The following is a 22,593-nucleotide window of genomic DNA, read 5'->3' as shown; positions in this document are numbered from 1 at the left end:
TTTTCATTTCTCATTATATTTTTGTGAAATTTAAACAACTGTTTTTGTGAAAAATTAAATTTTCTAAACTTTTTATATAAAAAATGGCATTTTTCTAATGTTGAGCTACTTTCCTGCAAGAATCAGCTGAAGCAGGCTCTTATCCAGCATTAATGCGCGATTCCAGGGATTCAGAATAATGCCCTCTATATCGTCCGTCATTAAAGCTGCTTCAAAGAGATGGCTGATATCTGCCATAAAGGTTGACATTACGGTTTCACCGCCCTTTATCTCCTCATCAAAGCCGGTAAATGCCATCCACCAGTACCGCTCATCCTCGGTCTGGATCGCCTGGATCTGCAAACTGCTCTCCGCACCCACCGGTGGTATAACAGCAACAATGAACTGTCCATTTGCTCTCGCACGCCGTCTTATCACTGTAAGCGTATGCGCAAGTATTTCTTCTGTCGGTTCCTGCTGTAAAGCAAGGATTGCTTCTTCGATTGTCTCATTTCCCTGTAGACCTTCATCTACAGGCATCTGATCTTCATATTTTTTTGTATCCATATACCGTCTTATCTCCCAAATATCTTCTCATATTTTATCTTGAAAATCTTCTTTATAACAGTCCCTGAATCAGAATGATCAGGATCAGAACAGGAAGTACAAACTGGAAATATGGTTTTAATTTTCTGGACATTTTCAGTCCGGAACCGGTATTTACTTCCTCGATATAATTATCAAAGCCCCAGCCCCATTTCGTAACACAGAACAACAGATAGATCAGCGAACCGAGTGGGAGCAAAAGATTACTTACCAGGAAGTCCTCACTGTCTAATACATCTCTGCCACCGATCAGGTGCAGATCACTCCACACGTTGTATCCCAGAACACAAGGAAGACTTGCGATCAGAATAATAATGCAATTGATGATGGCTGTCTTATTCCTGCTCCATCCGAACATATCCATTGCAAAAGACATAATATTTTCAAATACTGCAATTACTGTCGAAAAACTTGCAAATGTCATAAACAGAAAGAACAGAGAACCCCAGATCCTTCCACCTGCCATATTTACAAATACATTCGGCAGCGTTACAAATATCAGCTTTGGTCCTGAAGTAACCTCTACGCCATAACTGAAACATGCCGGAAAAATGATCAATCCTGACATAACAGCAACAAATGTATCCAGAGCACAGATTCGCACACCTTCGCCTGCCAGCGCATGATCCTTGCTCATATAACTTCCGAAGATCTCCATCGCAGCTACACCAAGACTCAGAGTGAAGAATGCCTGATTCATAGCCGCCGAGATCACATTTCCAATACCAACTTTCTCAACCGTTGACAGATTTGGAATCAGGTAGAACCGTAAACCTTCGCCGGCTCCTGATAAAGTAATACTGTGAACTGCCAGTACCACGATCAGCACCAACAGTGCTGTCATCATGATCTTACTGATCCTTTCCAGACCATTCTGAAGTCCGCGGCTACATACAATAAATCCAACAATAACCGTCAGGATCATCCAGAAGCCCATCTGCTTTGGATCGGCAAGCAGATCCGAGAATACAGATCCGGTCGCATCCACATCCATACCTGCCTTGAATTCGCCTGTTACGAATTTATAAAAATACGATACCATCCAGCCGGATACGGTTGTATAGTACATCATCAGCACATAACATCCAAAGATGGCAAACCAGCCATGGATATGCCATTTGCTCTTTGGTTTCTCAAGCTCCTTATATGCAAGAACCGCACTCTTCCTGCTTCCTCGTCCGACTGCAAGCTCCATGGTCAGAACCGGAAGTCCCATTGCCACAAGGAACAGCAGATAGAACAGTACAAAGATACCACCGCCGTTTTCTCCTACTACATATGGGAATCTCCATACATTTCCAATTCCGATTGCACATCCCGCACTTACTAATAAAAAGCCTAAACGGGATTTAAATGATTCTCGTTTCATATTTTCTACTTTTTCTCCTGTATTTCTTGCTTCTCTATGCCGATGCCTTAAGCATCCGATCTCGCATAAGAATTCTTCATCTGATTACTCAGTTCATATAAGACTTTGGAAAGCGTATTACCGGTCTCTTTCCGGAGGATATCTGCCATTTCCTGATTGGCCTGCTCTCGAAGCACACTTCGTTTACCGGCATCCGGTTCTTTTTCTATCTGCTCATCGTATCTGTTGATCACCTCATGCCCTTTCGCAAGCATGGTTTCCTGATACCGTTCGATATGAAACAGCGACTTGCTGTAAGATGCATCTGCCATCGCTGCGATCATTCGGCTGCTCCAGTAGAAATTATCGGTAGATACATCAGCGGTCGTGTTCGCCAGATATTCCGGTGTTGTGTCCACATTTGCATAAAATGGCACCATGACATTAAATGCATTTGAGGCAAATGCCACCCACTCGATCACACGGCTGTCCTCTGTTCCATATGGTCGCATCTGGATCGCAGACATGAAATCAGTCCGGTTAATGCCGATGGAACGATATGCACCTGCCATCTTCTTATCTCCATATGGAAGATATGGGTCATATGTTGTTCCCTGATAATGCGAGGACAACACATATTTGACATCCTCCATCGTCACCTTATGCTCCGGAATCAGACTCCATGGAATGTCGTCCGATACCGGTGTGTAATCTGCATTTTCACCATCCCAGCGGTAGGTCTTCGGATTCAGGTACCGCTCCATAAACCATGCTCTTGGTGTATTGTAGACATGATCCGAATCATCATGACTGCCAAATATCTCTCTTGGATTAATGAATCTGCCAAACGGCAGATCCGCATCTTCGGCCTTACATTCTGTGCTTCTTCTAATAGTCAGATCCAGATGATTCTTCTCGATAAATTCCGCCAGATCCTTTGAGCACATATGTGCGTTCTGATCCGTTAATGCATCCTTCATATCAAATATATCCGTGCCGAACTGATTCGGCATCACAACATAGACATCATCCGGCACTTTCTTCGCGATCCAGTGATGTCCTCCGATCGTCTCCATCCACCAGATCTCATCCTGATCCTGGAATGCGATTCCATTCATCTCGTAGGTTCCGTACGTTTCAAGCAGATTTCCAAGACGTTCTACACCTGCTCTCGCACTTCTTATATATGGGAGTACCAGACAGACAATATCTTCTTCTCCGATTCCGCCCGGTATTTCTTCGTTTCCGTTCTCTGCCGGCTGATACTCGACCAGAGGATCTGCACCGAGCACTCTCGGATTCGATGTAATGGTTTCGGTCGCTGTCATTGCAACATGGGCTGCATTTACACCGCTTGCCGCCCAGATGCCCTCACCATCGACTGCATTTGGCATCGAGGTATAGCGCATCGCTTCTTCCGGAAGCGGAATTTCCAGATGCGCCAGAACCGAACGGTAGATCTTCGGCTGTTCTTCCGGTTCTACGACTACAAATTTCTTCGGCATATAATGACCGGATCCTGAATCATCGTTTCTGGCAATGATCGTTGATCCATCATAGGATGCCTTCTTTCCAACTAATATCGTTGTACATGCCATCAGGCTTCACTCCTTTTTCAATCACAACTACTGTCTAAGTTTATTTTAACAACTGCTCCTTTAACACCTTGATCACACCCTGATTGCGCATCGTATCTGCTACATGGGCTGCTGCCTGCTTTACCTCATCTCTGGCACTTCCGATCGCATAGCTTTCCTTTGCACAGGCAAGCATACCAAGGTCATTGATATTATCACCAAATACCATAACTTCATCCGGTTTGATCTCATATTTATCAAGCAGAAACTGTAATGCACTTCCCTTGTTGATCGATGGTTCCGAACAGTCTACCCAGTAAACTCCGGCAGGTGCCAGCAGAATGGTATCCTTCCATTTGTCATAAAACCAGTCTTTTACGATCCGCTCTGCATCCTCCGGGTGAAATATCGAGATCTTCACGATATCATCATCAATATCGGTAAGATCCGGCACTGCCTTGATCTCATAGCGGTATGCTTCCCGCATCCAGTTATACAGTCGTCCATCCTCGCTTCCAACATATGCGTAGTCCCTTCCACAGAGCATCAGCTCTACATCCGGCAGCTTCTCTGCATCCTCCACAATCGCACGGATCAAGTCTTTCTCCATCGGACGTTTGAGCCATGTTTCACCCTTACTTCCTCTGACAAATCCGCCATTATCCGGGATATACAATATCCGGTCTGCAACCGGCGCAAATAACTTCTTAAGGCTCGCATACTGTCTGCCACTTGCTGCCACAAAGGTAATACCCTTTTCTTTCAGTTTCTTTATCACATCATAGATCTCAGGATCAATCTCAAATGTTCCGTCCGGAACAAGAGTTCCATCCACGTCACTTGCAACTAATTTTATCATTTCTACTTATGCTCCATTTTCATTTAACTAAAAACAGCCGTCCGGTAACATTCCTACAGGAAATCTCCTACAGGAATAAATGTCTTACACCTTCCGCATCAAATGTCACCTGTGGTACATGATCTACCTCGATCCGGTAAAGTGCATTTGCTGCCAGATGCTCGGCTGCCTGCTCCAGATCACGGATACCGGAGGTATTCTTGAATTCTTCTATGACCGCATCCAGACCATCCTCTGTGATGATACATTCATTTTCTTTCAGACCGATCCGCTTCAATACCTTTGGCAATGCAAATTTACTGAAGATGATCTTCTTTTCTTCAAAGGTATAATCCGGTATGTCGATAACCGCAAAACGTGACATCAATGGCGCACTGATATCTTCTTTATTATTTGCCGTCGCGATCGGATATACGCCAACGGTCGGGATCATACACTCCATATAGTTATCTGTAAATCCAAGGTTATCAAGCAAAGTCAGAAGTACATCCGCGGGATTTCCATTTCCCTTTCCGGATGCAGCCTTATCAAGCTCATTGATAATAAATACCAGATTGGATTCTCCTGCGATCGAAAATGCTTCCATGATGATACCCGGCTTTGCATTTGCATAGATTCTGGAGCTTCCTGTAAGCTGCTCCGGATCATTGATCGAACTCATATCAAGGGTTGTCCATGGTAGTTTCAGAATACGGGCAACCGCATACGCGATCTGTGATTTTCCGGTACCGGCAGGTCCAACCAACAGAAGTCCATAAGCAGGAAGGGTATGAGTTCGGTTGATCTGGATAACCGTCTCCATGATTCTCTGCTTTACACGTTCCATTCCATATAATTCTTCATCCAGGATCCGTCTTGCTTCAACCGGATCGATCGCTTCAAAATAATTGCTCTTCCACTGAATATTCATCATGATCGAGAGTGCTCTCTGTGCATGACGACGCTCCTCCGGTGACACCTCGTTTGATCTGGCAACAGCAAGATTTCTTCTCGCCCAGAGACGGATATTATCCGGCATCGTTCTGCCCGCACATGTCATAAAATCGGAAATGCTCTGAAGACTGGTCAGCTTCATATCGTCGCCTTCCTCGTCTGCATCGTCATCCTCCTCGACTTCCTCTGATGCTGTACTTGCAAGCAGTCGTTCGATCATAAACTGTAAAAATCCATCTGCCGCAGATAACTTGGTTCCGCCACCAAATGCTGTCTCACGAATTCTGTATACTGCATATCCATCTTCCAGATTTTTACCGGACAGACGTACACTGATATGATTTTCTCCCAACCATTTGATCAGACTGACAAATCTGGAATCAATCTTTAAAATATCTGCTGAAAATGTCTCCCCATTTTCCTTGAATTCAAAAGCAGTACGCTTTGCCGGATTTATAAAAACGCCCAGCGCATGATGGATCCACTGTCTCTCACTGTTATCTAACACCAGAATCGGTTCCTCCGGTGTCTTTTCCTTTGCATTTGACTGAAATGCCGTATAGGTACAAACCGTATCCTCATTCTTTACCGGTTTATCACTGAAATCAAAAACTGGCATATATAATTTCTCCTTTTATCATTTTTCTATTCTTCTACACCCGCAAGTGCTGTAATCTTTACTTTCGCCTGTTAGTATGCATTTATTCTTATAAATGGCACCGTTACAGGTCAATATCAAGTTCTACCGGACAATGATCGGAACCCAACACCTCTGTATGGATCTTTGCATCCACTAATCTGGATTCCAGAGCCTTTGAGGTCAAAAAATAGTCGATCCGCCATCCGGCATTCTTCTCTCTTGCCTTAAAACGGTAAGACCACCAGGAATAAATGCCTTCTGCGTCCGGATTAAAAAAACGAAACGTATCAATAAATCCACTGTCAAGCAGGGTACTGAATTTTTCTCTTTCCTCATCTGTAAATCCGGCGTTCTTACGATTGGTCTTTGGATTTTTCAGATCGATCTCTGTATGTGCCACATTCATATCCCCACATACTACCACCGGCTTTGTCTGTTCCAACTGCTTCAGATACTCTCTGAAATCATCCTCCCACTTCATACGATAGTCCAGTCTGGCAAGCTCATTCTGTGAATTTGGCGTATATACAGTGACCATATAAAAATTATCATATTCGAGTGTGATGACTCGTCCCTCATGGTCGTGTTCTTCTATACCGATTCCATATGCCACTGACAACGGCTCTTTCTTTGCGAAAATAGCAGTTCCGGAATATCCCTTTTTCTCTGCATAATTCCAATATTGATAATAACCCGGAAGCTCCAGTTGAAGCTGTCCTTCCTGCATTTTTGATTCCTGAATACAAAAAATATCTGCATCTGCCTCTTTAAAGAAATCCATAAAATTCTTTCCAACACATGCGCGAATTCCGTTCACATTCCACGATATCATCTTCATTGTAGTGCTTCCTCCTGTCTGATCTATATACATAAAAAGGCCATCCGCTACCTCCTGAAAGCTCCGCTCTGCCTACGCAATAGAAAAAAGAGTCATGGGTAATACGGCAAATGCCGCACTTATTTCTAAACGAATGGTCATATTTATTATACTACATATGGTTTATCCGTCAAATAGATTCATTGCATTGTCGGTATTTCAGATTACTATATCTATAACCGGTATCAGAATTTATCTGTTCATCGGAATCTCAATATCAAACTTTTCTATATCGATTATCGCATTTCCATCACAGAAAAACGAAATGCCATCTGCTGTCTGCGGCGTATAAATTGTTGTACTCATTGACAACGCTCCGTCATTCACAAATAGTTCTACCGAATTGCGGTCAAGAATAAACCGTAATGTTATCCGTTCTGCTTCCGATTCTACCTCTGCCCGCCTGATGCAGACTACATCCCGGTTCATTCCGGCAAATGTCCGGTCAACTTCGATCTCCCGTTTTCTTCTGTTATATGTAATTCTGGTATAATGCTCTGCATCTTTTGCTACATCAATGTAAAACTCCTGAAATTCACCGGATTTTATTGTTACTGTCATATCCAGCGTTCTTCCCTTTATCCCATCAAAGTTCTGCCCGCCTTCTACCTTTTCATTCGAATAGGAAACCGGCCGAACCCGATATTGCTCCAGTTCTTTCACAGGTTTCTGGATGATCCTGCCATCTGACAGATATAATTCTCTTGGGATTGTCATCATGCCCTGCCACTCCTGTCCATCCGGGATAAATGAATTATGCCATGACTGCATCCATGCGATCAGGATTCTCCTTCCATCCGGAAGTTCTGTCGTCTGTGATGCATAAAAATCCAGACCTTTATCAAGTGTATGTGGCTGCCCCATTTGAAACTGCTTTTTTGCATGATCATATGTTCCAACAACATAGATTGCATTATTACCATTATGCAGTTCATTTCCCTGCGCCTGTACATCAGGTGGTGAAAACAACAGCACATCTTTTCCGTCCAACCTGAAATAATCCGGACATTCCCATACGCTTCCTAACCGTTCCATGTGCTCTGCAAATACACCTTCATATTTCCAACAACCTGCTGCTTTCTCAAAGGCTTCTGTCTCCTGTTCGGTAAGCTCTGTTTTTTCCAGATATTGATGTATTTCAGAATTTGAAAATAACGCGATCATTCCTTTATTCTGAGCATCCCGGCTGCAGGTCAGCATATAGTAAATACCATCTTCTTCCCATACCTTCGGATCTCTGAAATCAATATGGCTGAATCCCTCCGGCATCACCGCTCCTGTGAGAACAGGATTGTTCTTCAGCTTCTTATATCCTACACCATCTCCAACTGCCATACACTGATTCTGAAGATTGCAGCCACCATTCTTATCTTTACTGACTCCTGTATAAAACAACACATGTCCAAGATTTGTCATAACTGCCGAACCGGAAAAGCATCCTTCCTCATCGTATTCCTTATCCGGTGCAAGTGCCGTCGGATACTGCTTCCAACTTATCATATCTTCACTTACCTGATGCCCCCAATGCATCGGTCCCCATACATTGCTATATGGATGATATTGATAAAACAAATGGATTTGTCCCTTATATACTGAAAATCCATTGGGATCATTCATCCAGCCGATCGGTGGTGTCACATGAAATAACGGTCTTTTATCAGCATCAACTTCATATTCTTTTTCATATTTTCTGGCTGCTTCTAATGTATGCATATTCTTTCTCCTTATCCAAGCTCCAACGCTGTCTTTGCAATTGCCTCCGGGATACCCTTTCCCAGTTTACACGTCATCTCGTGCCACTGTTCGCCGCCCCACGAAGAAACCGACATGCCGTTATCCTCATATCCCATCTTCCGGTACATGGCAACCTTGGATTCCAGACAGGTAAGGATCAGTCGCTTTCGTCCATTCTGTCTTTCCCTGTTCTTATAACATTCCATCATCTCGGAAGCCAGCCCAATCCTGCGATATTCCGGCAAAACATCAACACCAAGGATCATTACATTTTCTCCGGCAGGATCATACAGATCTGCATTCTGAAAAAATTCATCACGCAAAACCGTTTCATTTGTAGACAGACCATTAATAAATCCGGCAATCTTACCTGTTGCTTTATCTACCGCAACCAGAAACATTTCCGGCACTTTCTCCACACGCAAATGCATCATCTCCGGAGTACAGGCCTCATTCGAAGGAAAACAGATCCGTTCGATCTCTGCTGTTTGCTCTGCTTCATTCTTTTTAATATTTCGGAACTCAAATCTTACTAAATTTTCCTGTGTCACTGTTAAACTCCTTTTTGCTATTTGTTATGAACTCTGTATTATAGATAATATAGGAACTATTTTTTCAGGAGGTACTATTATGGGTATTAAAGACATCGATATAAACAAAGACGGGGTTACACTCGGCGATCATATTGAAAATATGAAAGAAAATCAATATATCTTTGGAATCTCCGCATCCTGCGGAATTCCATATTTTTTCCGGAAGACTTTCAGATCTTCTTTTCCACGGATCAACATGATATCTTCAAATATCCCGTTATGAATATCCTGAAAACCAGCGACCTGTTCACCGGTGCAGATGCTGCATTTGATGACCGGTCGTTTACTCTGACTATCATATGATGCCTGCTCTTTCTTTTTTCGAAATAATCCCATATTAAACTTCCTTTACATTTCAGGTTTTAATTCGCCAGTTGATATTCTTTTAACTGCTTCCGTCTCGCTCTATAGTCCGGGCAATACCGCGCTACCTCTGACCAGAATTCTTTGGAATGATTCATATGACGTCTGTGCGCCAGCTCATGCACTACCACATAGTCAAGTAATTCATCCGGCAGATAATATAACTGATAATTAAAATTCACATTTCCGGCACTGCTGCAGCTTCCCCATCTGGTCTTCTGGTTGCGGATCGTGATGCGCCCAACTGTCACCTGCATAACCGCACAATAATACTTTACCCGATCTGCTATCTTATCCTTGATCTTCTGAATCTCTGCATCTGATAACGCATACACAGATGGAACCTTAATTTTCGTTCGTGCATCCGCACGCTTTTTTACCTGATCCACCTTCTTTAAGATCCAATCCTGTTGTTTCTCTATAAATACTTTTAATTCCCGGTCAGATAATCTCGCCGGAATCCTTGCAAGTACCGTTCCATCCGGTCGCACCTCCAGGCCAAGACTTTTTCTCCCGGACCTTATAACCTGTACCCGGATGTTTTCATTTGTCACTTTGTCATTCAGTATTATCTCTGTCAGCATATTCATAGCCGTCTATATTCCCATCCGATTATAGACAGTCTTCACCTCATGATTATAAATTTATTTCTTTATTACAGTGTCAACACACTGTACTCTTCCAGATTCCACACCTTTGTCACGATATCTGAATAGAACTCCGGCTCATGGCAGACTAACAAAACCGAACCGTGATAATCTTTCAATGCCCGCTTCAATTCGTCCTTTGCATCCACATCCAGATGGTTTGTCGGCTCATCGAGGATCAACAGATTCGTCTCCTGATTGATCAGTTTACACAGGCGTACCTTTGCCTGCTCACCACCGCTTAATACCTTTACCTTACTCTCGATATGCTTGGTTGTCAGTCCACATTTGGCAAGTGCCGATCGCACCTCATACTGTGAAAATCCCGGAAATTCCTGCCAGATTTCTTCCAGACAGGTATTCTCTGTCCCAGCCATTTCCTGTTCAAAATAGCCTTTATACAGATAATCACCTAGATGTACCGTACCGGATATCGGCTTGATGATTCCAAGCAAACTCTTAAGCAGCGTACTCTTTCCTATACCATTTGTACCAACGATCGCGATCTTTTCCCCACGCTCCATTCGCAGGTTGATCGGTTTGGAAAGTGGTGCCTGTTTGTCATATCCGATCACCAGATCCTCAGTTTCAAATAACATCTTGCCCGGTGTTCTCGCTTCCTTAAAGTAAAATTCCGGCTTCGGGCGCTCCCTCGCAAGTTCTATCACATCCATCTTGTCCAGCTTCTTCTGTCTGGACATCGCCATATTTCTTGTGGCAACACGCGCTTTATTTCTGGCAACGAAATCCTTCAGCTCGCTGATCTCCTGCTGCTGTTTCCGGTAAGCAGCCTCCTGCTGTGCCTTTCTCGCCTCGTATACTTCCAAAAATTTGTCATAGTTGCCAACATAGCGGTTCAATTCCTGATTCTCCATATGATAGATGATATTTACGACATCATTTAAAAATGGAATATCATGGCTGATCAGGATGAATGCGTTCTCATACTCCTGCAGATACCGCTTCAACCATTCGATATGTTCTGCATCCAGATAGTTTGTCGGCTCATCAAGCAACAGAATCTCCGGCTTCTCAAGTAACAGCTTTGCAAGCAAAACCTTGGTACGCTGACCACCGCTCAGATCTGTTACGTCATGATCCAGTCCAAGTTCCAGAAGCCCCAGCGCTCTCGCTACCTGTTCCGTCTTGGCATCGATCATATAGAAATCATGATTTGTCAGAAGATCCTGCAGTGTGCCGACTTCCTCCATCATTTCCATGATCTCATCATCCGTTGCATCCGCCATGCTATCATAAATCTGGTTGATCTTCTCCTCCATCTCAAACAGATAAGAAAATGCTGACTTCAGCACAGATTCGATCGTCATTCCCTTTTCCAGCACCGCATGCTGATCCAGATAGCCAACACGCACATGCTTGTTCCATTCCACCTTACCTTCATCCGGCGCAAGTGTTCCTGTCACAATATTCATAAAGGTACTTTTACCTTCACCATTTGCTCCAACCAGTCCGATATGTTCACCGGCAAGCAGCCGGAAAGATACATTATTGAAAATGGCTCTGTCTCCAAAACCATGTGTCAAATTTTCTACATTTAAAATCATTCGTCTTACCCTTTTCCGTTTATTTCGTGATAAGGTTACTATACCTTATGGATGGGATTCAGACAAGATAACTTTTTCCCATTCCTTCGATTTTCTTTTTCCCCCACCTATGCTAGAATGTGATTGCAGATGGTATTCGTGTGAATATCATCTGCAAATACAGCAAGAGGTGATTTTTATGATTCAGATAGATTTGATCACCGGATTCTTAGGTTCCGGTAAAACTACTTTTATAAGGAAATATACCAAATACCTGATCGATCAGGGCTTAAATATCGGCATTCTTGAAAACGATTTTGGTGCAGTCAATGTCGATGCCATGCTGTTACAGGATATTCTCGGTGATAACTGTACACTGGAAATGGTTGCCGGCGGTTGTGATGCCGACTGTCACCGCAGACGATTCAAAACCAAGCTGATTGCAATGGGAATGTGTGGCTATGACCGCGTTCTGGTAGAGCCATCCGGCATCTTCGATATGGATGAATTCTTCGATGCCCTGCACGAAGATCCGCTTGACCGTTGGTACACGATTGGAAATGTTATCACGATCATTGATGCCACACTGGAGCAGAATCTCTCCGAAGCTTCCCGTTATCTTCTGGCTTCTCAGGTGGCACAAGCTGGCACTGTCTTATACAGCCACTCACAAGAAGTCACACCGGAACAGTTAGCCTCTACCAAAGATTATGTAAAACAGTCATTTGACATTCTGCACTCTAAGTCCACGCCAAAGCAGATAGTTCTGGAAAAGGACTGGAAAGATCTGACCGATGAAGACTATAAAGCGATCCTCTCATCCGGCTATCAGGATGCCAATTATACGAAACTCTGGTTTGATGACAAACAGACCTATGACAGTCTGTACTTCATGAATATGGATTTTACAGAAGATTTCTTAAAAGAAAGCTGCCAGAAGATCCTGCACGATCCTGCCTGTGGTAAGGTCTTCCGGATTAAAGGATTCCAGAAGCTCGCTGATGGAAGCTGGATATCCATCAACGTCACACACCAGAAGACCGAGATCGAGCCGATCCCAAATGGGCAAGCCATCCTGATCGTCATCGGCGAAGGATTAAATCAGGAAGCTATAGAAGGATATTGGGGAAAATCGAAGCCTTGAGTAAATTTTCTCTATATTTTCTCCCCTCTCTGTGGTATTCTCTTATAGGGCACTTCATTTTCTTAAGTGTCCACCGTATATTGATTAATTTACGAAGGAGAATTTCAAAAAATGAAACGCATTGGCTTCGACAATGACAAGTACCTGTCTATGCAGTCCGCACACATCAGGGAACGTATCGAACAATTTGGAGATAAACTGTATCTGGAATTTGGCGGCAAATTATTTGACGACTATCATGCCTCCCGCGTACTTCCGGGATTTGCACCGGACAGCAAATTACAGATGCTCTTACAGCTTGCAGATCAGGCAGAAATGATCATCTCGATCAACGCCGCTGATATCGAGCGCAATAAGATCCGTCACGATCTGGGAATCACATACGATCAGGATGTTATCCGTCTGATCGATGTATATAAAAAGAAAGGGCTGTATGTCAGCAGCGTGGTTATCACACGATATGCCGGACAGCCATCTGCCGATATTTTCCAGAAGAAACTGGAAGCGATCGGCATCAAGGTCTACCATCACTATTCCATCGAGGGTTATCCGAATAACATTGACTATATCGTAAGTGATGAGGGCTATGGAAAAAATGATTATGTAGAGACAACCCGTCCGCTTGTCATTGTTACCGCACCGGGTCCGGGAAGCGGCAAGATGGCGACCTGTCTGTCACAGCTGTACCATGAGAACAAGCGTGGCATCAAAGCCGGCTATGCCAAATTTGAAACTTTCCCGATCTGGAATATCCCACTTAAGCATCCGGTCAATCTGGCTTATGAAGCCGCTACCGCAGACTTAAACGATGTCAACATGATCGATCCTTTCCATCTGGAAGCTTATGGTGAAACAACCGTCAACTACAACCGTGATATCGAGATCTATCCGGTTCTGGCTTCCATGTTCGAAGGAATCTATGGATACTGTCCATACAAATCTCCAACCGATATGGGTGTAAATATGGCGGGAAACTGCATCATTGACGACGAAGCCTGCAGAGAAGCGTCCAAGCAGGAAATTATCAGACGATATTACCAGTCTCTGAACCGTTTCGTCAAAGACGAAGCGACCAAAGACGAAGTATACAAACAGGAACTTATCATGAAGCAGGCAAAGATCACTGTCAATGATCGTGCTGTTGTTCCGGTTGCAAATAACCTTGCGCAGGAAAATGGTTCCGCCGCCGCAGCCTTAGAACTGCCGGACGGAACGATCGTTACCGGTTCCACTTCCGATCTGCTCGGTCCTGCATCTGCTGTATTATTAAATGCAATTAAGGTACTTGGAAACATTGATAAGAACACGCATCTGATCTCACGTACCTTTATAGAACCGATCCAGCACTTAAAGACCGGATACCTCGGCAGCAAGAATCCTCGTCTTCATACCGACGAAGTTCTGATCGCATTATCCATGTGTGCTGTATCCGATCCAAATGCAAAGCTTGCATTAGAACAGCTTCCAAAGCTGTCCGGCTGCCAGCTCCATGTATCATCGATCCTGTCCACGGTCGACATGACAACCTTTAAGAAGCTCGGCATCGAACTTACAAACGAAGCCGTATATGAAGGTGCTGCTACGCAGGAGAATGCATAAAGAATCATTAAAAAGCCAGATAAACACAATAACTAATGTTTATCTGGCTTTTTTATCCTATAACGCTCTTTTTATAACCGCATATTTAACAATATCCTGCATGTCCTGATAACTATCCAACACCATATCACGGACACCCCTACTTCTTCAGAAAATGCTCCCGGTTCGGAAATTCCTGTCGAAAGGCCTCAAGTGCAGCCTGCCGGAATACCGCAAACTCCTTATCCATATGAAGCATGTGCGGCGTGGCAAATACGATCGTGCTGATCTGATCTGCGATCTTCTTTGCTACACTTTCATCGGATAACTGCCCCATGCCAAATACGACAGAAGTAAATCCACGACCGTTCTTACTGACCCCGATCAGCTTCAGGAAAGCATTTTTTATCTCATAGAATACCATCTCCTGCTTCTCGATATCCAGATTGTCATAGCTTCCGAGGAATAAACCTGTCAGAACTTCCGCAGCCTGCTTTCTTTTCTGTGCGCCAAGGCTCATGCCACCACCTTCTGCGATATATTTCATCTGCATCAGATAGCCCACAAATGCATCATTCTTTGGTTTTCGTTTGCCATACCGGGCAATCCAGAGTTTCTCTCGGAATTCATCCAATTCATCCTTCGGATCTCCTGTATGTTCCTTTAGAAATGCCTGTCGTTTCTCAGCATCAATTTCATTATAAAAAGATTCAATCCATATATCCTGCATTTATGCTAACCTCCTGCTACATAGTTATTTTTTCAAAAACTCATCCACATTATTGACATCGACCTTACGGTACTGTGCCATATAATACCGTTCATCCTCAAGTCCTAATACGCTCACATCATTTCCACGGAACAAGGCTACTGCAATCAGTGCAATCTTTCTCGCCTGAGCTTCTCTGTCATTATAGACAGTTCCTTGCATAGTGCCAAGCCGAACAGCTTCCAACGCATCATCTAATCCATCGATACCGAAGATAACCGGATAATCACTCTGCATATATCCGACATTCTTATAAGCCTCGACTGCACCGAGTGCCATCTCATCATTATTGGAAATAACCATCTCTATCTGATCCCCATATTGACTGATCAACTGGCTCATTCGGTTCTCTGCCTGCGCGCGGTTCCAGTCTGCAAACTGATAGGTCAGTTTCTCAAGCTTCACACCATTTTCAAGAATGGTCTTTACCGAACAGTCTGTCCGGCTGATCGCATCCTGATGTCCGGCTTCACCTTCTAAGAGTACATACTGGATCTTACCATCCTGATTGCGATCCACCTCCGGATGATTCTTTATATATTCCGCAGCAATCTCACCCTGCATCTCGCCGGACTGTGCTGCATCACATCCAACATAATACAGCCTATCCCATTGCAGCAGATCCTCTCTTACCGGCTCTCTGTTAAAGAAAATCACCGGAATATTATTCTGTCTTGCGAGTCTTATAATATTTGACGGAGCAGTTCGATCGACCAGATTTACACAAAGTACATCGCATCCGGCATCGATCATTTCCTCCACCACTTCATCCTGTTCCTGCTGACTGTTATCTCCGCTTCTGACTGATACGATAACCTTCATATCACTTGCTTCTAATGCTTTCAGATCCTCCTTCAATATATCTGTCATTGCGTTGATAAACGGATCATCCGGCGTATATGTAACAACGCCGACCCGCAGAGTTCTGTCTTTCTGATTTTTCCTGCTGTCGCAGGATACCAGAGACATCATAACTGCCAATATGCATATACAGGCTATTATTTTTCTTGTTTTCTTTCTATTCATACGAATATAAAAACCTTTCTGTCTCTTCCGAAAACAGGTCATCCTTATAGATTACCCGTATCGCTTCTTCATGACTTTTTAATGTATATAATGGTCGTCCAAGTTCCTTTGCGATCTCATTTACACTCTCATAACCGATGCTGTACCCATCCGGTACAACAAGGCATTTAATCTTGTTGTAATCAAGCAGGGCAACGGACTTCATGCTTGTACCTACCCCATATATCTCTGCCCCTTTATAATACCCATTTTCAGCATTTTCACCGAGTGTATCAAGAGCTTCTGTATCCATAGCTGCTATATAATCAACCGCTTCCAGGGAATCAACCGCCTTACAGGTATCTTTACCGCTATTCTGATTATACGTCCAGACAAGCTCACAGTTATATCCTGCAAGTGCATCGGTAAGTCCCTTTACACGGCTGACACTTGCCTCAGTCTCTGCCCGTCCGACAATCACTCCGACCTTCTTGCCTGCCTGATTATCTGTATCATTTTTTATGATCTGCCTGCCGAGAGTATAGCCGATCTGATAGTTATCCGGCTTTATCGTTACAAATCCGGTCGATTCTGTGTCATCTGCCATATATGCATCCTCCGTTATCAGAACAAAGGTCTCTTTCTCCGCCTGCAAAGACGCAAGCATATCTTTTGTATCTGTTCCGGGAGCAGGACAGATGATAAATGCATCCACGTCATTTTCAAGCTGTTCATCAATCAGCTCTTTTTCATCATCTGCACTTACGATCTCATCTGTATTACAGATGATCAAATGAATGTTATTTACCTGCGCAGACTGCTTCAGTCCATTAACCAGGCCTTCCCATCTGGTATTACCGGAGTCCGGAAGAATAACTGCCACACGTTTCTGCGGATTATCTTCCCGAAAAATCCGGTTGATAAATATACCGGCAATGGCAATCAGGATCAGCTCTGCTATGAGGAAAGTAATTCTATTTCTCTTCATCTGTCACTCTCCCCTTTCCATAATTTTGTGTTTCAAGCTGTTCCCGATTCTCCTCTGTATATGGAATAGCCGGTATGTGGATCACAATCCTCGTACCCTCGTCCGGCTCACTGTAAACCTCCAGACCATATTCATTTCCAAACATCAACTGAATTCTGGAATGAACATTGATCAGGCCGACACCGGAACCATGTTTTGGTACTTTGTTATTATCTTTTAATATATTCTCTACGATGTCCTCATTCATTCCCATACCATTATCTTCTACGGAAATATATATATCGTCGTCCTTTTTCTCTCCCCGGATCGTGATTTTGCCGCTGTCATCCTCATCCATATTCCCTACACCATAATAAATGGCATTTTCAAGAATCGGCTGAACGATCAGCTTTACTGTACAGTACTCATTAATCTCTTCATCAATATCAAATTCGATCTGAAAACGCTCCTTATATCGAACTTTTTGAATATTCATATAACTTCTGCTATGTTGGATCTCATCCGATATTCTGATCACCGTTCTGCCCTTTGACAGACTGATACGGAGCAGCTTTGCAAGCTCTGAGATCATAAACACCGCATCCAGGTTCTTCTTTGCTTCTACCATCCATGTGATGGATTCCAGGGTATTGTAGAGGAAATGCGGATTGATCTGGCTCTGCAGCGCATCCATCTCACTCTTTCTTCGTTCCGTCTGTTCCCGTATGATCTCCTGCATCAAAGCTTCGATCTGTTCATAGGATTTCTGAACGGAATATCCCAGATGACGGATCTCGGACGATCCACCGATGTAGATATCTGTCGGACCACCTGCCTCATATGCTTTGACTGATTCATTTAACTTCAGAATCGGCCTGGATATCTTCTTCGAAATAATACGGTTCACACCTAAAAGCATCATCATAAGAATGATAACTGTTGTAATGATATAATACCGGAACCGGTTGATGCTCGCGATCTGTACACTTTCCGGAACTACACCGACCACCTTCCATCCGGTATAAGCAACACTATTTACGATCACATTGCTTGTCCTGCCATTGACCGTAAGTTCATATGTTCCATCCTCATAGGTTGCTGCATCCCTGTATTCTTCTTTGAAATATCCTCTGTCCATATCGGTTCCGCGCGGATGATAGATCATCTGACCATCACGGTTGCACAGGTAATAATAGATGCCATTTGACGCATCGTTGATCCGTGCCAATGTATCCTCTATCACCGAATATTTCATATCGACCAGAAGGACACCACTTCCCGGCTGCTCACCATCGTTGATATCAACTGAACGGCTGAGAGATACAACCCAGTAATATCGATATGTGCCATCGACAAACAGATTCTGGATATGCGGTATAGAGAAATGAATATTCTCGATATCTGCCTCTGCATCCTGATACCAGTCCTGCTCCGACGGTTCCACAGCATCCTTCTGTACCGTGACCGGTTCTGCCGTAAGAAGATTCCCTTTATCATCATATAGCGCCATACTCTGGATCTTATCGGCATTGATCTCATATAACAGACTGAACTGCCGGTTAAAATCCCGGCTGGAAATATCATATTCCTGAATAATATTATAATTCACCGCATTCGTGATCTGACGCACATTTAACAGATCTGCATCCAGCTTTTCAACAGTATTTTCCACCATGTTTTCCGTATTCGTGACTGCAGTCTGCTTAATCGCCATCTTAAAACGATTATACAACAGCAGGCCCATGATAACTGTTGTAATGATCGTCAGGGCAGTAAGCACCGTCATAATGATCGACTGAATATCAAAACCTATAAATCTGCCGTGATAAAACCACCCCCGAAGACGTCCGATAATAGAACTTTCATTTTTCTTCTTTTTATTCTTTCTTATATTCTTCAACACGCTTCCCCTTATTTATCCTTTATTTTTTCAGATGCTCCGTTCTGTATTTGGATGGCGAAACCCCAAAACGCTTCTTAAATACATAACTGAAATAATTTGCATCAAGATAACCGACCCGCTCTGCAATCTGATAACTTTTCTCATTCGTTTCGAGAATCAGTTCTGCCGCATGATCCATCCGGTAATCGGTCAGATATGTTACAAATGCCTTTCCTGTCTCTTTTTTAAATACACTGGAAAAATAAGAATTCGATACTCCAAGTGCCGAGCACACGGTATCCAGGGAAAGATTCGGCTCCATATACCTGTCATGCACCAGATTCTGCGCATCTGTAACCATACGTCTCGATGTACTGTTTCTGGCATTTTTCAGCTCCTCACTGATGGCTTTTGCCGAATCGATCATCCACGCGGTTAATGTGCTTTCATCCATCTCCGGTACACGTTCGTATGGATTTCCGACATTACCGCAAAACTCATTAAAATCGATAAAATTATTAGCACAGAATCGATAAAATGCTCCCACCATCTCCATAATCGCAAGGTTATACTGGTTCACGGTCTGCGCATTATTATGAAGCTTCTCCACTTCCTTCCGCACCGACTGTTCAAGTGTCTCCGGTACTCCCAGATGAATAGCCTTGAACAGATCATGCATCTTTGTATCCTCCGGCTGGATCAGGATCTCCTGCTCCTTCGGTGCAATCTCACCAATATTGATCGCACGGCTCGTTCCATATAATACACGATAAGAAACTGCTTCTCTTGCTCCATCATAAGAAGAATTAACGCTGATCAGATTATCACAGACTCTTCCGATTCCCGCAGTCACAACAGCTCCCATAACACGATATGCCCATTTGCAGAATCGGTCACAGGCATCTGTAAATGCAACTACCATTTCTTCCGTTTCCAGTTCTATGATCATAAGTGCATTTCCCAGATATGTGAACATATGATTCTTCCATTCCGGTGCTAAACGATCCTTGATCTCATGCTCGACTGACATGGCAAGCAGCAATGGATTCATACCATCCGGAACATGATGCTCCGAGGTATGAAAGATCGCGCAGCAATAATACGGTCCTTTCATATCAATCTGATACGCTTTCAAAAACTTCTCGCAATATTCTTCATTTACACGACCCTCGATCAACGAAACAAACAGATTCGTCTGAAGCACCGGAAGGGAATCCTTCAGATAATTCTCAAGCTTTGTTACATTCAGACGTTCTTCTCTCTCCTTATCCAGAGTCTTTTTCAACCGTTTCATACATTCCGTAAGCTCCAGAGCATTGATCGGCTTCAGCATATATTCCTCTACTTCCAGATGAACAGCTTCCTTCGCATATTCAAACTCATCAAATCCTGTAAAAATGATGATATGGATATTCTGATATTCTTTATTCAATCTTCTGGCAAGCTCCAGTCCATCCATATACGGCATCTTGATATCGGTTATCACGACATCCGGCTGCTGCTTCTCCACAAGCTCCAGAGCTTTCACGCCGTTTGTCGCACTTCCAACAACTTCAAATCCTAATATATCCCAATGAATCCTCTGTTCGATCGCATCGATTACTTCCACCTCATCATCGACGAGTACCACTTTATAATTATCCATATCTCATTCCTCTTCTATTCTTTCTATCTGTTCCTTATTATAACAAATCCACGTTCAGAATGAACCCCAAAATCCCGTTTTACCATATATATATCCAAATAAAATAACAGCGTACTCCTGATATTTTAAAAGCCGCTCCGTTCAGTCTGGAACTTGCATCTGTCAGCCTGACAGAAAGCACATCAAAGACGAACGGAGCGGCTTTTGATTTATATCGTTTTTTTGTGAGCGATTATTACATTTCCTTACTTCTTCTGTACATACTTGAGACAGTCAAGAGTTACAGCCGCAAGGATGATGATACCTTCGAAAATGAACTGAAGGTTTGTATCAATACCAAGGATTGTAAGTGAGTATGTTAATGATGTGAAGATAAGTACACCAGTTACAACGCCGGAGATCTTACCGATACCACCTGTAAATGATACACCACCAACTACACAGGCTGCAATGGCATCCATATCCCAGCCCTGTCCATAAGCGGCACTACCGGAACCTACCATTCTGTTACATTCAAGCCATGAACCGAATCCGTAAAGGATACCTGCAAGGATGAATGCGCCAAGTGTTACTTTGAATACTGAGATACCTGAAACTGCTGCTGCTTCCGGGTTTCCACCTACAGCGTACAGATTCTTACCAAATGTTGTCTTGTTCCAGATGAACCATACAACAATGATTGCTACGATCGCCCAAAGAATAATCGATGGGAAGCTGCCAAATGTAGGGATGAACATGGTAGGGATTGAAGAATCAATCGCACCGAATGATACACCCTTTGTTGCGTATGTTACTAAACCAAAGATAATCAGCATGTTCGCCATGGTTGAGATGAATGGATGCATCTTGTACTTCGCCATGAAGAAACCTGCGATACTTGCAAATACTGTTGTAAGAATTACACAGGCTACCAGTGCAAGAATTGCTCTAGGAGCGGCCGGAATATTTGAGAAATCAAAGATATGTCCGAATACGCCACCTGTGTTAGGGCCGTTATGCATGATGATAGTTGCTGTAACCATACCCATACCTACCATACGTCCGATGGAAAGGTCAGTACCTGTAAGTAAAATCAAACCGGCAACACCGAGTGCAAGGAACATTCGAGGAGATGCCTGCTGTAAGATATTCAGGATATTGGTAACGGTTAATAACTGTGTATTCTTAACGATTGGTGTGATAATACAAAGTGCAATGAAGATCAGGATGATTACGATATACAGACCGTTCTTATAAAGGAACTGTGATGTATTAAATGTGTATTTGTAATTCTCGATCTTCTGAGCCTGCTTCTGACCAAATGTGTATTTGGACATCCGTAAGAGGTCGATCAGATGGAACTTATGTGCAAATGCATCATGCTTTCTGTCCTTGATCTCCTGTAATCTGGATTCGTGAGACATCTGTGCATCAAATAATCTGTTCTTATATACATATTTCTCATCTTTGATCTCGTCTGCAGCGGACAGCTTGGCAAGTGTCTGTTCGTGCTCTGTCTTGATCGTTGCACGAACCTTCTCATAAGCTTCGTTTTCTGCTGCTTTTTCTGCCTCGCAGCTTGCAACTACTTTATCATAATATTTGCTGTTATAATTCTCGGAAAGGTACTTTTCTGCTTCTGCGATCAACTTGGATACCTTATCCTTGTTTGCTGCTTCCACACTCTTTGCCTTTTCAAGTCCAGACTTTGCTGCTGCAACTGCTTTTGCTCTCTCATCCTTTGATAAGTTCTTGTCTTCCTTCGCAATTGCGATCTGGTTCTTATAGCTCTGAACCTTGTCAGATCCGTCTACACGAAGTGCATCGATCTGTGACTGTATTTTTCCTACATATTCATCAATCGGCTTCAAAAGCGCTGCTTCTGCATCAGCCGAAAGGATCTTACTTTTATCTGCCATAACCA

The 22,593-nt window shown here is 43.3% G+C and carries 19 protein-coding genes; 2 read left to right on the top strand and 17 right to left on the bottom strand.

Annotated elements, in window-relative coordinates; genetic code table 11:
- Positions 1 to 105: 105 nt before the first annotated feature.
- The 11 genes from OCV60_RS10725 to OCV60_RS10675 all read right to left on the bottom strand — a co-directional run bounded on the left by OCV60_RS10725 (position 106) and on the right by OCV60_RS10675 (position 11,721).
- Positions 106 to 546: an SseB family protein gene (locus tag OCV60_RS10725; RefSeq protein WP_262530149.1), complete on the bottom strand. Its 441-nt coding sequence runs from the start codon at positions 544 to 546 to the stop codon at positions 106 to 108.
- A gap of 52 nt (positions 547 to 598) precedes the next feature.
- Positions 599 to 1,954, bottom strand: a complete 1,356-nt coding sequence (locus OCV60_RS10720; RefSeq protein ID WP_262530148.1) for a sodium-dependent transporter — start codon at positions 1,952 to 1,954, stop codon at positions 599 to 601.
- 47 nt (positions 1,955 to 2,001) lie between these two features.
- Complete coding sequence (locus OCV60_RS10715) at positions 2,002 to 3,531, bottom strand: C69 family dipeptidase (RefSeq protein ID WP_173789155.1); 1,530 nt, start codon at positions 3,529 to 3,531, stop codon at positions 2,002 to 2,004.
- A gap of 40 nt (positions 3,532 to 3,571) precedes the next feature.
- Positions 3,572 to 4,369, bottom strand: a complete 798-nt coding sequence (locus OCV60_RS10710; protein ID WP_173789156.1) for a Cof-type HAD-IIB family hydrolase — start codon at positions 4,367 to 4,369, stop codon at positions 3,572 to 3,574.
- A gap of 67 nt (positions 4,370 to 4,436) precedes the next feature.
- Positions 4,437 to 5,921 (bottom strand): AAA family ATPase, encoded by a 1,485-nt coding sequence (locus tag OCV60_RS10705; RefSeq protein WP_021944529.1) that lies wholly within the window; start codon positions 5,919 to 5,921, stop codon positions 4,437 to 4,439.
- A 103-nt stretch (positions 5,922 to 6,024) separates the two neighbouring features.
- Complete coding sequence (locus OCV60_RS10700; RefSeq protein ID WP_161116825.1) at positions 6,025 to 6,780, bottom strand: exodeoxyribonuclease III; 756 nt, start codon at positions 6,778 to 6,780, stop codon at positions 6,025 to 6,027.
- A 231-nt stretch (positions 6,781 to 7,011) separates the two neighbouring features.
- A complete protein-coding gene (locus tag OCV60_RS10695; protein WP_262530147.1) occupies positions 7,012 to 8,532 on the bottom strand; it encodes a glycoside hydrolase family 32 protein in 1,521 nt (506 codons plus the stop codon).
- 11 nt (positions 8,533 to 8,543) lie between these two features.
- Positions 8,544 to 9,104, bottom strand: a complete 561-nt coding sequence (locus tag OCV60_RS10690; protein ID WP_117785247.1) for a GNAT family N-acetyltransferase — start codon at positions 9,102 to 9,104, stop codon at positions 8,544 to 8,546.
- 153 nt (positions 9,105 to 9,257) lie between these two features.
- On the bottom strand, positions 9,258 to 9,482 hold the full coding sequence (locus OCV60_RS10685) for an aspartate dehydrogenase (RefSeq protein ID WP_117823027.1): 225 nt from the start codon (positions 9,480 to 9,482) through the stop codon (positions 9,258 to 9,260).
- 26 nt (positions 9,483 to 9,508) lie between these two features.
- Entirely contained in the window at positions 9,509 to 10,099 is a 591-nt protein-coding gene (locus OCV60_RS10680; RefSeq protein WP_021944534.1) for a M48 family metallopeptidase, read from the bottom strand.
- A gap of 65 nt (positions 10,100 to 10,164) precedes the next feature.
- Positions 10,165 to 11,721: an ABC-F family ATP-binding cassette domain-containing protein gene (locus OCV60_RS10675; protein ID WP_008402300.1), complete on the bottom strand. Its 1,557-nt coding sequence runs from the start codon at positions 11,719 to 11,721 to the stop codon at positions 10,165 to 10,167.
- Positions 11,722 to 11,899: 178 nt separating this feature from the next.
- Here OCV60_RS10675 and OCV60_RS10670 point away from each other — a divergent pair, with 178 nt between their 5' ends.
- Both OCV60_RS10670 and OCV60_RS10665 read left to right on the top strand, forming a co-directional pair.
- Complete coding sequence (locus OCV60_RS10670) at positions 11,900 to 12,844, top strand: GTP-binding protein (protein WP_117785246.1); 945 nt, start codon at positions 11,900 to 11,902, stop codon at positions 12,842 to 12,844.
- 111 nt (positions 12,845 to 12,955) lie between these two features.
- On the top strand, positions 12,956 to 14,443 hold the full coding sequence (locus OCV60_RS10665; protein ID WP_117785245.1) for a DUF1846 domain-containing protein: 1,488 nt from the start codon (positions 12,956 to 12,958) through the stop codon (positions 14,441 to 14,443).
- Positions 14,444 to 14,582: 139 nt separating this feature from the next.
- On the opposite strand, the gene OCV60_RS10660 is transcribed toward OCV60_RS10665, so the two are convergent.
- From OCV60_RS10660 to OCV60_RS10635, 6 genes are all read right to left on the bottom strand, one after another.
- Positions 14,583 to 15,152 carry a DUF6553 family protein gene (locus OCV60_RS10660; RefSeq protein ID WP_021944538.1) on the bottom strand — a complete coding sequence of 190 codons (570 nt, stop codon included), beginning with the start codon at positions 15,150 to 15,152 and terminating at the stop codon, positions 14,583 to 14,585.
- 24 nt (positions 15,153 to 15,176) lie between these two features.
- Positions 15,177 to 16,217 carry a galactose ABC transporter substrate-binding protein gene (locus OCV60_RS10655; protein ID WP_021944539.1) on the bottom strand — a complete coding sequence of 347 codons (1,041 nt, stop codon included), beginning with the start codon at positions 16,215 to 16,217 and terminating at the stop codon, positions 15,177 to 15,179.
- Positions 16,210 to 17,184 carry a sugar ABC transporter substrate-binding protein gene (locus OCV60_RS10650; protein WP_021944540.1) on the bottom strand — a complete coding sequence of 325 codons (975 nt, stop codon included), beginning with the start codon at positions 17,182 to 17,184 and terminating at the stop codon, positions 16,210 to 16,212. The genes OCV60_RS10655 and OCV60_RS10650 overlap by 8 nt, the downstream gene beginning before the upstream one ends.
- On the bottom strand, positions 17,171 to 18,949 hold the full coding sequence (locus OCV60_RS10645; protein WP_334307891.1) for a sensor histidine kinase: 1,779 nt from the start codon (positions 18,947 to 18,949) through the stop codon (positions 17,171 to 17,173). The genes OCV60_RS10650 and OCV60_RS10645 overlap by 14 nt, the downstream gene beginning before the upstream one ends.
- Before the next feature lie 136 nt (positions 18,950 to 19,085).
- Positions 19,086 to 20,690 (bottom strand): response regulator, encoded by a 1,605-nt coding sequence (locus tag OCV60_RS10640; RefSeq protein WP_021944542.1) that lies wholly within the window; start codon positions 20,688 to 20,690, stop codon positions 19,086 to 19,088.
- Between the two features lie 245 nt (positions 20,691 to 20,935).
- Complete coding sequence (locus tag OCV60_RS10635) at positions 20,936 to 22,588, bottom strand: galactose/methyl galactoside ABC transporter permease MglC (RefSeq protein WP_021944543.1); 1,653 nt, start codon at positions 22,586 to 22,588, stop codon at positions 20,936 to 20,938.
- Positions 22,589 to 22,593: the final 5 nt, after the last annotated feature.

This window comes from Coprococcus ammoniilyticus (assembly GCF_025567345.1).
Classification (GTDB): Bacteria; Bacillota; Clostridia; order Lachnospirales; family Lachnospiraceae; genus Coprococcus; species Coprococcus ammoniilyticus.
The sequence above is the reverse complement of the archived record's forward strand: the minus strand, read 5'-3'. Positions and strand labels throughout refer to the sequence as shown.

Excerpts from the sequence above, each read along its gene's own strand:
- OCV60_RS10675 (WP_008402300.1), bottom strand. The coding sequence starts at position 11,721 with ATGATTTTAAATGTAGAAAATTTGACACATGGTTTTGGAGACAGAGCC.
- OCV60_RS10670 (WP_117785246.1), top strand. The coding sequence starts at position 11,900 with ATGATTCAGATAGATTTGATCACCGGATTCTTAGGTTCCGGTAAAACT.
- OCV60_RS10685 (WP_117823027.1), bottom strand. The coding sequence starts at position 9,482 with ATGGGATTATTTCGAAAAAAGAAAGAGCAGGCATCATATGATAGTCAG.
- OCV60_RS10725 (WP_262530149.1), bottom strand. The coding sequence starts at position 546 with ATGGATACAAAAAAATATGAAGATCAGATGCCTGTAGATGAAGGTCTA.
- OCV60_RS10700 (WP_161116825.1), bottom strand. The coding sequence starts at position 6,780 with ATGAAGATGATATCGTGGAATGTGAACGGAATTCGCGCATGTGTTGGA.
- OCV60_RS10710 (WP_173789156.1), bottom strand. The coding sequence starts at position 4,369 with ATGATAAAATTAGTTGCAAGTGACGTGGATGGAACTCTTGTTCCGGAC.
- OCV60_RS10695 (WP_262530147.1), bottom strand. The coding sequence starts at position 8,532 with ATGCATACATTAGAAGCAGCCAGAAAATATGAAAAAGAATATGAAGTT.
- OCV60_RS10660 (WP_021944538.1), bottom strand. The coding sequence starts at position 15,152 with ATGCAGGATATATGGATTGAATCTTTTTATAATGAAATTGATGCTGAG.
- OCV60_RS10655 (WP_021944539.1), bottom strand. The coding sequence starts at position 16,217 with ATGAATAGAAAGAAAACAAGAAAAATAATAGCCTGTATATGCATATTG.
- OCV60_RS10680 (WP_021944534.1), bottom strand. The coding sequence starts at position 10,099 with ATGAATATGCTGACAGAGATAATACTGAATGACAAAGTGACAAATGAA.
- OCV60_RS10705 (WP_021944529.1), bottom strand. The coding sequence starts at position 5,921 with ATGCCAGTTTTTGATTTCAGTGATAAACCGGTAAAGAATGAGGATACG.
- OCV60_RS10635 (WP_021944543.1), bottom strand. The coding sequence starts at position 22,588 with ATGGCAGATAAAAGTAAGATCCTTTCGGCTGATGCAGAAGCAGCGCTT.
- OCV60_RS10650 (WP_021944540.1), bottom strand. The coding sequence starts at position 17,184 with ATGAAGAGAAATAGAATTACTTTCCTCATAGCAGAGCTGATCCTGATT.
- OCV60_RS10640 (WP_021944542.1), bottom strand. The coding sequence starts at position 20,690 with ATGGATAATTATAAAGTGGTACTCGTCGATGATGAGGTGGAAGTAATC.
- OCV60_RS10715 (WP_173789155.1), bottom strand. The coding sequence starts at position 3,531 with ATGGCATGTACAACGATATTAGTTGGAAAGAAGGCATCCTATGATGGA.
- OCV60_RS10665 (WP_117785245.1), top strand. The coding sequence starts at position 12,956 with ATGAAACGCATTGGCTTCGACAATGACAAGTACCTGTCTATGCAGTCC.
- OCV60_RS10645 (WP_334307891.1), bottom strand. The coding sequence starts at position 18,949 with ATGACGGTGCTTACTGCCCTGACGATCATTACAACAGTTATCATGGGC.
- OCV60_RS10720 (WP_262530148.1), bottom strand. The coding sequence starts at position 1,954 with ATGAAACGAGAATCATTTAAATCCCGTTTAGGCTTTTTATTAGTAAGT.